The organism is Methanohalophilus euhalobius (assembly GCF_900215215.1).
GTDB lineage: Archaea > Halobacteriota > Methanosarcinia > Methanosarcinales > Methanosarcinaceae > Methanohalophilus > Methanohalophilus euhalobius.
On the sequence record NZ_OBDR01000002.1, the window covers coordinates 76,681 to 88,547 of the forward strand.

13 protein-coding genes are annotated in these 11,867 nt (G+C 41.3%); 11 read left to right on the top strand and 2 right to left on the bottom strand.

The genetic code is table 11. From position 1 onward, the window contains the following. The first annotated feature begins 170 nt into the window (after positions 1-170). A complete protein-coding gene (locus CP947_RS10365; RefSeq protein ID WP_123151341.1) occupies positions 171-341 on the top strand; it encodes a HAMP domain-containing histidine kinase in 171 nt (56 codons plus the stop codon). Positions 342-358: 17 nt separating this feature from the next. Beyond that, positions 359-568: an ATP-binding protein gene (locus CP947_RS02635; RefSeq protein WP_096711695.1), complete on the top strand. Its 210-nt coding sequence runs from the start codon at positions 359-361 to the stop codon at positions 566-568. A gap of 68 nt (positions 569-636) precedes the next feature. Here CP947_RS02635 and CP947_RS02640 read toward each other — a convergent pair whose 3' ends face one another. Together CP947_RS02640 and CP947_RS02645 are read right to left on the bottom strand one after the other, a co-directional pair. Next, complete coding sequence (locus tag CP947_RS02640; protein WP_172425443.1) at positions 637-2,268, bottom strand: sensor histidine kinase; 1,632 nt, start codon at positions 2,266-2,268, stop codon at positions 637-639. Between the two features lie 75 nt (positions 2,269-2,343). After that, a complete protein-coding gene (locus tag CP947_RS02645) occupies positions 2,344-3,351 on the bottom strand; it encodes a PAS domain-containing protein (RefSeq protein ID WP_096711697.1) in 1,008 nt (335 codons plus the stop codon). Positions 3,352-3,538: 187 nt separating this feature from the next. Between CP947_RS02645 and CP947_RS02650 the strand changes: the two genes are divergently transcribed. From CP947_RS02650 to CP947_RS02690, 9 genes are all read left to right on the top strand, one after another. Then, a complete protein-coding gene (locus CP947_RS02650; protein WP_096711698.1) occupies positions 3,539-5,041 on the top strand; it encodes a homocysteine biosynthesis protein in 1,503 nt (500 codons plus the stop codon). Positions 5,042-5,043: 2 nt separating this feature from the next. After that, on the top strand, positions 5,044-5,430 hold the full coding sequence (locus CP947_RS02655) for a 4Fe-4S dicluster domain-containing protein (RefSeq protein ID WP_096711699.1): 387 nt from the start codon (positions 5,044-5,046) through the stop codon (positions 5,428-5,430). Positions 5,431-5,444: 14 nt separating this feature from the next. Then, positions 5,445-6,158: a UPF0280 family protein gene (locus CP947_RS02660; protein WP_096711700.1), complete on the top strand. Its 714-nt coding sequence runs from the start codon at positions 5,445-5,447 to the stop codon at positions 6,156-6,158. Between the two features lie 356 nt (positions 6,159-6,514). Beyond that, positions 6,515-7,675 carry a cell division protein FtsZ gene (gene ftsZ / locus CP947_RS02665; RefSeq protein WP_096711915.1) on the top strand — a complete coding sequence of 387 codons (1,161 nt, stop codon included), beginning with the start codon at positions 6,515-6,517 and terminating at the stop codon, positions 7,673-7,675. 69 nt (positions 7,676-7,744) lie between these two features. Next, complete coding sequence (locus CP947_RS02670) at positions 7,745-9,223, top strand: dihydropteroate synthase-like protein (RefSeq protein WP_096711701.1); 1,479 nt, start codon at positions 7,745-7,747, stop codon at positions 9,221-9,223. Between the two features lie 11 nt (positions 9,224-9,234). Continuing rightward, positions 9,235-9,687 (top strand): hypothetical protein, encoded by a 453-nt coding sequence (locus CP947_RS02675; RefSeq protein WP_096711702.1) that lies wholly within the window; start codon positions 9,235-9,237, stop codon positions 9,685-9,687. A 46-nt stretch (positions 9,688-9,733) separates the two neighbouring features. Then, complete coding sequence (locus tag CP947_RS02680) at positions 9,734-10,924, top strand: geranylgeranyl reductase family protein (RefSeq protein ID WP_096711703.1); 1,191 nt, start codon at positions 9,734-9,736, stop codon at positions 10,922-10,924. A 2-nt stretch (positions 10,925-10,926) separates the two neighbouring features. Continuing rightward, a complete protein-coding gene (locus CP947_RS02685) occupies positions 10,927-11,271 on the top strand; it encodes a gamma-glutamylcyclotransferase family protein (protein WP_096711704.1) in 345 nt (114 codons plus the stop codon). Continuing rightward, positions 11,268-11,867, top strand: a complete 600-nt coding sequence (locus CP947_RS02690) for a TatD family nuclease-associated radical SAM protein (RefSeq protein ID WP_096711705.1) — start codon at positions 11,268-11,270, stop codon at positions 11,865-11,867. Before CP947_RS02685 ends, CP947_RS02690 begins: the two co-directional genes overlap by 4 nt.

The window sequence follows — 11,867 nt, forward strand, 5'->3', positions numbered from 1 at the left end:
ACGGGTAATACGACTATATGGGTCATTTATGCAAGAATATTGCAACAAAACATACTATATATATTTCACTCATAAAGATGGCGAAAAAGACATACATTGAAAATAAAAATAATATAACCATTATAATATGTGTGGACTAGGTTGATGTTGGTGAAATCATAACGGATGCTATGGATAAAATGAAAGTCCACACAGAAGGAAAAGATGTCGATATAGGCATTGATATTCAAATTAAATCATCCCTTCTCTATGGCGACAGGAACTGGTTAACATACGTTTTCCTGAATATACTGGACAATGCCTCAAAATTCACACAGGATCCGGTAGAAAAATTACCCTGAAAGAGGAAGAAGAATATATGCACATAAAGATAAAGGATAATGGTATAGGCATACCAAAAGAAAAACTTCCGCGTATTTTTGACATATTTTACCAGATAGCTGGGTCCACAACCCGCATCTATAATGGTGTTGGCCTGGGATTCCATATATGCAAAAGGGTAATCATATTCATAACGGAAGTATATAGGCAAGGAGTATGGAAAGATTGGGTACTACAGTTTATGTGAAATTACCCAAAACATGAATTTCTATTGTGTTCAGGGTCTTTTTTTATATATGCCCAGAAAACACTACCCTACCCTTGTGGGTTATCTTCCACTCCAACACTGCCACCATGCAAATCTACAATTCTTTTTACTATTGCAAGTCCAAGACCTGTACCCTTTATGCTTCCTTTTTGTGCCCTGTTAAACCTGTTAAATATGTATGTTTTATCATCATCAGCAATCCCAGACCCCCTATCCTTAATCATTACTTTAAATGAAGAGTCGTTTTCCTGCACCCCTATATGAATTGAACTTTCCGAAGGGCTATATTTGATTGCATTTGAAAGCAGATTGATAAAAACCTCCTTGATTATAGGATTGGCTTTTAGAGGATATGGCTGTTGCAGATCGTGTATTATATCCATATTTTTATTTTCAGCCAGAGGGACCATCTCTGAAATGCAGGAAGTTAATATTCGACCCAGGTCCATCTTTTGCAGCTCAAGGGTTTCAGTAGATTCAAGTTTGGACAGATAAGCTGCGTTTTCGATCATATCGATCAAGCGTTCTGTGTTATCCCTGATCTTTGATAAAAAATGAATCTTTTTTTCTTCCTTTTCTTTCTTAATGAGTACGTCTGTAAAACCTTTCACGATATTTGCAGGATTTAAAAGATCATGGCGCATTATATCGGTAAAAAGGTCCTTCATTTCATTAGATTTCTCCAATTGGTCTGCGTAATCCTTAAGGGCGATTTCAGCCTGTTTTCTGCGTGTAATGTCCTGTGCAGTAAAGATTACTTTTTGAGGAGAATCTTTCAAACCCAGTGGCTGGGAATTGAACTGTATACAGATGTGTTTTTTATTGCATACCCAGTGCAATTCTGTGGAAAATTGTTTTTCATGGATATCTGGCCCTAAGTCGCTATCAAGATACCTCGAAGATTCTTCAGTGCATATAGAAAATAGAGATTTACCTACAATATTTTCTCTAGGAATGCCAGTAATTTCGGCCATACCTTTATTAAGGTCAATCAATTCCAGATCTTTATTGAGCACACCGATACCTATAGGAGCATTGTCATAGAGAGCAGAGACCCAGGAATTGGCAGTTTGGAGTTCAGAGGTACGTTGATCCACAATTTCTCCCAGATGTTTGCGATAATTTTCCAGTTCCAGTTCTGAACTTTTACGTTCAGTAATATCTCGTACTATACTGAGCATGATACTATTTTCTTTATCAAGTACAGAAGAACTGATCTCAACATCAATAACTGAATCATTCATATGTTTAATTTTCGATTCAAAACGTGTAGATCCTTCATTCAATGTTTTTTGGATTGCTGATTGGGACTGTGCCATATATTCAGATTCATGAGGATAAAGATCAGCAATTTTCATAGATAAGATATCAGAATGAGAACAGCCAATTATTTTGCAGGCACTTCTATTGGCATCTATTATTGTACCCTCAGAAGAGTGGATTAAGATAGCATCATTTGATCTGTCAAAAAGAGAACGGTAAAGGTGCATTGTATTATCAAGCATCATATAGGTCTTACCACGTTCCTTTGCATTGAATATGGAATCAAACAATATCCTGAGGAGACCATCACTATAGGATGGCCAATTTTTGTTTTTTGTGGCCGAAACTACACCGATAAATCCTACTAACTGATTTTCGACATGTACAGGCATAATCTGAGCCGATTCAATATCCAATGTTGTCAAGAGTCCTTTCAGATTTTTTTCAGAATCTGGAAGTTGCTCTATAGAATTCACGTAATAGGGCTCATTTTACTGGAATTTCTCAATTACAGTCGGGAATTGTGCAGTTGACAGTGAGCTTAATTTATCCATTGCCAGTTCGCATCTTCCTTTTAAGGGTGGCACACAAGTGTAATGTGTTAGATGCATATTATTTTCGCTATGGTTTAGTTCATATATAAAAATTGAATCTGCATCAAGAATTTCCCTGATCTTTTCCAGAATTGGTTCTATAAGCAGATCAATATCTTCAAAAAATGGGTCTACCAACTGATTACACGCTCTTGCTAGGAAACGAAACGCATTGGACTGTTTCTGAGAATGGATTTCCGCCTCTTTCCTCCTGTTTATATCATTAGCTATACCATTAATTCCCAAAAAGTTTCCCATTTCATCATATATTGGATCTATACGGTTCTGGAACCAATGCAATTCTTTATTGCCATTCTGGATACGTATCTGTGCTTTAAGGGGTAAATTATCCACTGATTTTATTTTGTTAAATATATTCAACCACTCATCCCTATCACCCAGACATACATAATCTGCAAATGGCCGGGAATGCATTTGTTCAGGACGCAAACCGTATTCTTGAATGTTGGGTGAAATATAGACAATTTTTCCTTCACTGTTGAGGGAATAGGGAATTTCATTTGTACTGCCCAGAAGGAAATCGTAATCATACCGGACTTTTTTCGCTTCGATCTCTTTATCAATAAATACAGACAAAATTTTTGCAATAAAATCAAGTTTTTGTTTTTCATCAGAAGTGAAAGGTTCGTAATTATTTTTCAATGAAAGATCCTTATAAAATAACTCCAGCCATAACGCATGGCTTTTCTCTTCATTTTTGGGTATATTTGAAGAGGAGATTTGATATTTACCCTGCTTAAAAACAGGAGACTTATAAGAATAAGGACCAAATAATATCCTTGCAGACGCCTTCTCCGGATATCGAAGTATTTGAGGAAGGACTTTTGCAATTTCTTCCATCTTTTGGTCAAATGACATATCCTCTGCCAGGATTTCATAGAACATATTGCCAAATAATGAATTATGTAAGCTAGTACCCCCTTAACATCATACCAACTCCCATTTGCCATATATTTCATCAAATATAATAACTCTTTGATTCACAAAAACAAAAAAAGAATTACATCCAATAACCAGAAGTAATATATAGGTACTCTAATATTACCAAATGATATTAAAAGAGGTAGATTTCATGGTAGAAAAATCCATAGAGGAGATAAACAGGAGAATAAAAGAGGATAATGTCAATGTTGTGACGGCTGAGGAAATGGCAGGTATAGTAGGAGAACTGGGTGCAAAAGAAGCTGCTAAGGAAGTTGATGTAGTTACCACAGGTACATTTGGAGCAATGTGCTCCTCAGGAGTCTGGCTCAATTTCGGTCATTCAGAACCACCAATGAAAATGAATAAGGTTTTTTTGAATGGCGTGGAAGCCTACTCAGGCGTAGCTGCAGTAGATGCCTTTATAGGCGCAGGACAACTTTCCGAAACTGAAGGTTTCGATTATGGTGGGGCCCATGTAATTGAGGACCTGATACGCGGTAAATCCATTGATCTTCACGCCACATCTTATGGTACCGATTGTTATCCCAGAAAAACACTTGACACTACACTCAACATATATGACCTGAACCAGGCAATCATGATCAACCCCCGTAACGGATATCAGAAATACAATGTTGCTACTAACGGCATAAACAGAACGATTTACACATATATGGGTTCGTTACTTCCCAACTATGGAAATGTAACCTATTCCGGCGCTGGTGTACTATCACCATTATCCAATGATCCTGATTACCAGACAATAGGAGTTGGCACCCCTATCTTCCTTGGTGGGGCAAAAGGACATATTATTGGGGAAGGAACACAGCACAGCCCGGAAACTAATTTTGGTACATTGATGCTTAGGGGTGACCTGAAAGATATGAGTGCCGATTATATTCGTGCGGCAAATTTCCATGAATACGGCACTTCCCTCTACGTTGGGATGGGCATACCTATACCTATCCTGAATGAACAACTTGCACAATCAACCGCAGTTACAGATAAAGATGTAGTGACAAACGTACTGGATTACGGGGTGCCAAGTCGGGACAGGCCTGTTATCAGAAAGGTCAATTATGAAGAACTACGCTCCGGTAGCATCGAAATAAACGGCAAAGATACACCCACCTCCTCTATGTCAAGTTTCAAAAAATCACGTGAGATTGCAGAGGAACTGAAAAAATGGGTCGCAGCTGGAGATTTTTTTGTAAACACCCCCTCCCAGAGACTTCCTGCAAAAGCCACATGCAAACCGATGAGACAAACAACGAGAAACCCTCTGGTACAGGATATAATGGCAAAGGATGTAGTAGTCATCGATGAGAATGCAACTTTCCATGAAGCAGCTAAAATGATCATGGAAAATACTTTTAGCCATTTGCCTGTTGTTTCAGAGGATGGAAAACTGGTAGGTATTGTGACTGCATGGGACATATCCAAAGCTGTTGCTGAAACGGGATGTAATTATGTGAAGGATATAATGACAAAAAAGGTCCTCACCTCCAATGCCACCGATCCCATAGATATTGCAGCACGCAATCTGGACATGAAAGAAGTATCAGCAATGCCTGTGATAGATAAGGACAGATATGTAATCGGTATAATCACGAGTAATGATATCAGCAAACTGTTTGCCAGGAGGCGGTGAGGATGATGATAAAGATCAGCATTTCGTCCAATGTCATAGGTGAGCCCATACTTGCAGAATCAATAATTGAAACCAGAACTGCCCTGAACATTTCGCAGGCACATTTCGATTCCACATACGGAGAGATAATTGCCGAGGTAGAAACTGATGATTTCAAGGCTATAAGAAAAGCACTGGAATCAAAGGGTGCTGAAGTAACAGTTCTAGACCATCCGATAGTCAGGGATGAGGAAGAATGTGTAGAATGTGGAGCCTGTATATCGGTTTGTCCCGGACATGTATTTTCCTTTGATGAGGAATGGGGTATTGTCCAGGACATAGAAAAATGTATACAGTGTGGCACCTGTATCAAAATGTGTCCGCATCGGGCCCTGAGCCTTGAGAAATAATTATCTTGCAAAACATGAAAGAACATTATCGTCTCAAGGAAACTATAGTTAGCATCCATGCAGATGATGTCAGCCATGTGGAAGCAGCCAAAGAAGCTATTGGCTTCCACAGGTCACTGCTTGAGAATTATATTCGAAGGGACCCTTATTTTCAGATTACACTGGAACCCCATTCATGCCCCAAAGATGCTCCTGAAATAGTCAGAAGAATGACAGATGCTTCATCTACAATGGGACTTGGTCCTATGAGTGCCGTGGCAGGCACGATTGCTTCACTTGCTGTTGAAGCAATGGTAGATGCAGGAGCAAGTTTTGCACTGGTCGATAATGGAGGAGACATAGCCTATGTAACAGACCGGCAGATTGTCGTAGGTATATATGCAGGAGAATCCGCCGTAAAGGATATTGGTTTTGTGCTTGAACCAGTTGACAATGTGACAGGTGTATGCACGTCATCGGGTACTGTCGGTCCATCGATTAGTTTTGGGATGGCAGATGCTGCAGTTGTTTTTTCCGAAGATGTATCCCTTGCTGACTCTGCTGCAACCGCTCTTTCAAATGCAACCGATCCTGGCAGGGAAGCTGTGGAAAAAGCATTTAAAGTTTTAGAAGGGATTGAGAGTATAAATGGTGCCCTTGTTGTTCAGGGTGAATATGTTGGTATGTGGGGAAACCTACCCAGGTTTAAAAAAACCCGTGTAAATTACGATTGTATCACAAAAGGGTGATATAAATGAATACCCTTATATACAACTATTTATAAATAATGAATCAGACAAAATGTAAGGATTCAGTCAGACCAAAAGTGGATGCTTGGCCGCTGAAAGTCGGACTTTATTCAAGCAAGTGTCGAACGCCTCAGGGCTACAATAACGAAAAAGATACAGTTCAATTTCCAAAGAACAGTTGGTACTGATCATTCACATGTAGCTTGGCGAAATCCCCGTCCGTAATTGAAATATGCGGACGGCATGAGAGAATAAATCGGAGATAGAGGTAAAGGTTTCTTCGCATATCGGGGATGCTGGATACCTTGTCATTACTTAGGAGATCGTAAAATCACGAATCATCAGAGGGGATGAATGTGCAGTCCATAGTGCAAGATGCATTGAAACTATCAGAACAGGAAAGAGAGTATCGCCAGAACTTTGAAGATGAAGAAGATTTTGAATTCGGGCTTCCCAGGATAACCATTGTTGGTTGCGGAGGCGCCGGAAACAACACCGTCAACCGTCTGTATAATATCGGTATCGAAGGTGCCGAAACTATTGCAATAAATACGGACAAACAACATCTTGATCACATACGTGCTGACAAGAAGATCCTTGTGGGTAAAACCTTAACTCGTGGACTTGGTGCGGGTGGCTTCCCGGAAGTCGGTGCCAAAGCAGCAGATCTTGCCCGTGGAACCCTTGAAGAAGTATTCAAGGAAAGTGACCTTGTTTTTGTAACTGCAGGTATGGGAGGAGGTACCGGTACCGGTGTTGCCCCCGTTGTGGCTGACATAGCAAAGGAACAGGGAGCAATTGTAGTAGGCATGGTCTCCAGTCCTTTCAGGGTAGAAAGGGCACGTGCTGTAAAAGCTGAAGAGGGAATAGAGGATTTCCGCCACGCAGCAGATACTGTTATTGTACTTGACAACAACAGGCTTCTCAACTATGTACCAAACCTCCCTATAGAGCAGGCATTTTCAGTAATGGACCAGCTAATCGCTGAAACCGTAAAGGGTATCACTGAAACGATCACACAACCATCTCTTATCAATCTGGACTATGCAGACATCCGTGCTATTATGGGATGTGGTGGCGTGGCCGTAATGCTTGTCGGGGAAAGTAAGAATCAGGATAAGAGTGAAGATGTAGTCAGGGCAGCTTTGAATCACCCACTTCTTGATGTCGATTACCGCGGCGCCACGGGTAGCCTTGTACATATTACCGGAGGACCGGATCTAAGTCTCAAGGAAGCTGAAGAAGTTGCAGCATCCCTGACATATGAATTGTCCTCAAATGCAAATGTAATCTGGGGAGCCAGAATTCGCGATGACTATGAAGGAAAGATTCGTGTAATGGCCATTATGACCGGAGTGCAGTCAGCACAGGTACTTGGACCTCAATATCAGGCCGATATTGTAGAAAAGAATACCGAATCACGTTATAAAAAGGTTCCAAACGGAAGCCGTCAGGTAGTCGAACCAATGAATCGATCTTCTGACAATGGCGGTTCTATTATAGACATAATTAATTAAAATCTGGAAAGATGCCTCAAAAGCATCTTTCACAGATACTTATTTTTAATATCCAACCGATTATTCCCCATGAAAATTCTTGTAGCTACAGGTCAGCTGGCGGAAAACACAGTTCGTCATGCGGTTGGTTCTGAGACAAGTGTACTTATTGTGGATACGGAAATAGCTGCTTTCATTACCCCACAAAGGTTAATTCATTCCTATGAAAACAATAATTTTAAACCCGGGCAATTTGATATGATCCTTATTCCTGGTCTTGTCCCCGGTGATTTCACAGAAGTTGCAAACAAAATGGGCTGCCCTGTCTACTTAGGTCCGAAACACGCCTATGACCTGGGTTACGCAATACGGTTTGCCGGAGATGTGCAATTTTCAGATAAAATCCCTGCATGTGAATTACTCAAAGATATACGCCAACAGGAAGCATACAAAAAATTGAACCAGATGGAAAAGAGTGCTTTTGCTCCTTTAATATTCAATGGTACGAAAATAGGGGGCAATTCCCAAATGAAAGTCATGGGCGAAATCGTTGATGCGGGAAATATGGATTGTGACCTTCTTCAGAGTAAAGTGGCAGAATTCACCCGTAAAGGTGTTGATATCATCGATCTGGGCATGGCCATTGATACACCCACTGAAAGTGTCCATGAGGCCATTTTCAATGCAAGAAAAATGACCGGACTGCCACTAAGTGTGGATACCCTGGACCCTGCCCATATATGTAGTGCAATTGAAGCCGGTATTGATATCGTCCTCAGCCTCAATGATACAAATATTGATGAGCTGGGAGACGAGATCGCTGCAAAGGGATGTGCTGTTGTGATTATCCCGGGCAGTGGCAATAAATATGATACATTGATGCAGAATATCAAACGAGCAAAGGAATTCGGAATTGAAAACATAATTGCAGACCCTGTGCTGGATCCAATTGGTCATGGATTTACATCTTCTGTAGAAAGATACAGAAAATTCCGTGATACCTACCCCGATATACCTCTATTCTTTGGAGCCGGTAATGTTACTGAACTTATGGATGCTGATTCAATAGGTATAAATGCAACACTGTGCGGAATAGCACATGAGGTCGGCGCAGCCATTCTTTTCACACCCGAATATAGTGATAAAACCCAGGGTTCCATTGCCGAACTAAAAACAGCCTCTTCAATGATGAAACTGGCAGAGGAAAGGCACAGTTCCCCAAAGGACCTGGGAATTGACATGTTCATGATCAAAGAAAAACGAAAGCGACCGGATATTGATATGCCCGATAATGCAACTGCTGCAAAGAGTAGCCCCCACTGGCAACTGGATCCAGCCGGAGCATTCCATATAGGAATTGCACATATAAATGATGGAAAAAGGTACATCGTCGCAGAACATGCAAAGGAAACTATCATCGGTAAAAATGCTGCAGAAATACTGGACATGATAATAGATAAAGGACTTGTCACAAGCCTTGAGCATGCTGGTTATCTTGGAAGGGAACTGGAAAAAGCTGAAATTGCGATTGAATTTGACAGGAGTTATGTACAGGACGATGATTTTTAACAGGTGATATTATGAAACTTGATTCAAAAGATAAAAAGGAAATTGCTGACATATTGGCCGGGAAATACTTTTCGCAGAATGAATGGAAATGGGTAAACCTTGCAAAGGACATGCCCAGAATACAGAAAGCCTATGAAGAAATTAAGGATCAGTATGATTCCTACCCCTACATGAGCAAGGATTGGTATGTAGAAAATTCTTCTACGAAAAGCCTGCACATGTGTAGTCGCTGGGATGAACTCAGGGATATGGTTGATTTTTTGAATGCTTATGTAGAACAATTTGATTTTTTGGTCGGAGCAAACCACAAGATGCTGTGCATAAGTTCTACCGAGGGATTAAGCGACAGACAAAAGACAGCTATCTCCGAGGCCAGGAAACTCAGGTATACTGTTTTTGTATTCATTGCAAGAGTCCCCGATGAAATGGAATTCGAGCTGTCCCAGATAGGGGGCGGCATGTGATTGATGAAATAGGTTTATAAGCAATACCAAAGTAGCAATTATTCCCATGCATCCCGATGAAATATATGATGTGGTAGTTGTCGGAGCTGGTCCGGCGGGCACCACAGCTGCAATGTATGCCGCACAGGGCGGTGCATCCGTTTTACTGGTTGACAGGAAAAAAGACATAGGTGTACCCCTCCAATGCGGCGGGTTTATGCCCCATGCCGATACCCTGCAGGAACTTGTGCCCGATGCACACCTTCCCCACACCCTGCTTGATTATCCGAAAAATTGTGTACATTCCACCAGCACCTATCAGCGTTTTATTGCACCGGATGGCTATTCAAAGGGGTTTGAAGTAAAAGCCGATTCTATTGACAGGAGAAGGTTTGACAGATTCCTGGCATCCCGGGCGGCTGAGGAAGGCGCCGAGTTGATGGTGGGAACCAATGTAACAGATGTTAACGGAAATGCAATTGAAGTAGACGGGGTCTTTGGACCATCGACAATCAGGGGCAAAGTCCTGATAGGTGCAGACGGTCCAAATTCTATTGTTGCAAGAGCCCACGGTATGAAAAGGGGACATGATCCAATGGGAATCGGAACTGCTTTTGAATATGAACTTGCAAACACCGCAGCGGACAGAGATGCCGTAGAGATGTATTTCGGAAAAGACTATGTTCCCGGTGGATATGCCTGGATTATTTCACAGGGAGGAAACACCGCAAACATCGGTGTGGGAATCCGGGAAGTCCTTTTCGAGAAGAATATGTGTGCCCGGGATTATCTGGAAAAGTTCATGTACAAACATCCTATTGCCAGCGATAAGCTGCAGGATGCCAGGATACTTTCCGTGGTTTCCGGAGTGGTGCCGGTAGGGGGCGCCCCCGAAAGAACTGTCTCAAACAGTGTAATGCTTGCCGGTGATGCTGCAGGCCAGTTGATCGCTACCAACGGAGGGGGAATTCCCACGGCCATGATAGGGGGAAAACTGGCAGGAGAAACGGCTGGAGAATATATTGCAGGTAAATGCGAACTCTCTATTTATGAAAGGAGATGGAGGGAGCAAATGGGACTGGAGATAAAAACTGCTGTTTATATCCGTAAAATGATGGACAACCTGATGAGATCTGACAGATTGATGTCAAAGGCCATACGGACGATCTCACCACAACACATGAAAGCAATACAGTGTGGCAAACTTCCCGATCCTGTGAAAAAAACACTCACAAAACTGAATTTCGGATTGGGTTAATCATGGATATTTTTGTGTATGGGACTCTTAAAAAAGGATTCTCCAATAATCATATAATCAGGGATTCTGTATTTATTGGAAAAGATATTACAGCTGATCAATATTGCATGTTCGATCTGGGTAGTTTTCCAGCTGTTGTGAACAATGGTAATTGTTGTAATATCAAGGGAGAAGTATATTTTGACAGAAATATGTTAAATAGCCTTGATATACTTGAAGGCAAGTTTTTCACAAGAAAAAAAGTAAAACTGGAAAGCAACAGAGAAGCCTGGATGTATTTTCTTGATAATTCTGCATGTAATACCTCTAACTATCCTCTTGTTCCCGATGGAGCTTGGAATAAATGAAAACTGATAAACCCTCTATATGCTATGAGGCCCATGGTAACCTGTACCTGAACATAACCAATCAATGCAGTGCAGACTGTTATTTTTGTATTCGCAACCAGGGAGAAAGATTATACGGATATAACCTGTGGCTTAAAAAAGACCCTTCCGAAAAAGAGATAATTGCAGAACTGGAAAAGCATGATCTGAAAAAGTATAAAGAGATCGTTTTCACAGGATTCGGAGAGCCTACAGCCCGTTTTGACGTGCTGCTTGCTGTCACCCGCTGGTTGAAAGCAAAGGGAACATATGTAAGACTGGATACCAATGGACACGGCCAGCTTATAAATCCCGGCATCAATGTGGTTGATTGTCTTGTGGATGCCGGATTGGATGCAGTTTCAGTCAGCCTCAATGCAGAATCCGCAGAAGTTTATGACAGGATTTGTAAACCATTCTACCAAAACTCTTATGCTGCTCTGCTGAAATTTGCGGAAGAATCAAAAAAAGCAGGCCTTTATGTACGTTTCAGCGTGGTAGATGTTCCTGAAATTGATACTGATAAATGCAGCCAGATAGCCAGGGACATGGGTGTGGATTTCCGCATAAGGGGCTAA

Bases quoted from the DNA above. Each gene is read 5' to 3' on its own strand.
- CP947_RS02650 (WP_096711698.1), top strand. From the start codon at position 3,539: ATGGTAGAAAAATCCATAGAGGAGATAAACAGGAGAATAAAAGAGGAT.
- CP947_RS02635 (WP_096711695.1), top strand. From the start codon at position 359: ATGCACATAAAGATAAAGGATAATGGTATAGGCATACCAAAAGAAAAA.
- CP947_RS10365 (WP_123151341.1), top strand. From the start codon at position 171: ATGGATAAAATGAAAGTCCACACAGAAGGAAAAGATGTCGATATAGGC.
- CP947_RS02660 (WP_096711700.1), top strand. From the start codon at position 5,445: ATGAAAGAACATTATCGTCTCAAGGAAACTATAGTTAGCATCCATGCA.
- CP947_RS02685 (WP_096711704.1), top strand. From the start codon at position 10,927: ATGGATATTTTTGTGTATGGGACTCTTAAAAAAGGATTCTCCAATAAT.
- CP947_RS02675 (WP_096711702.1), top strand. From the start codon at position 9,235: ATGAAACTTGATTCAAAAGATAAAAAGGAAATTGCTGACATATTGGCC.
- CP947_RS02690 (WP_096711705.1), top strand. From the start codon at position 11,268: ATGAAAACTGATAAACCCTCTATATGCTATGAGGCCCATGGTAACCTG.
- CP947_RS02655 (WP_096711699.1), top strand. From the start codon at position 5,044: ATGATGATAAAGATCAGCATTTCGTCCAATGTCATAGGTGAGCCCATA.
- CP947_RS02645 (WP_096711697.1), bottom strand. From the start codon at position 3,351: ATGTTCTATGAAATCCTGGCAGAGGATATGTCATTTGACCAAAAGATG.
- CP947_RS02670 (WP_096711701.1), top strand. From the start codon at position 7,745: ATGAAAATTCTTGTAGCTACAGGTCAGCTGGCGGAAAACACAGTTCGT.
- CP947_RS02680 (WP_096711703.1), top strand. From the start codon at position 9,734: ATGCATCCCGATGAAATATATGATGTGGTAGTTGTCGGAGCTGGTCCG.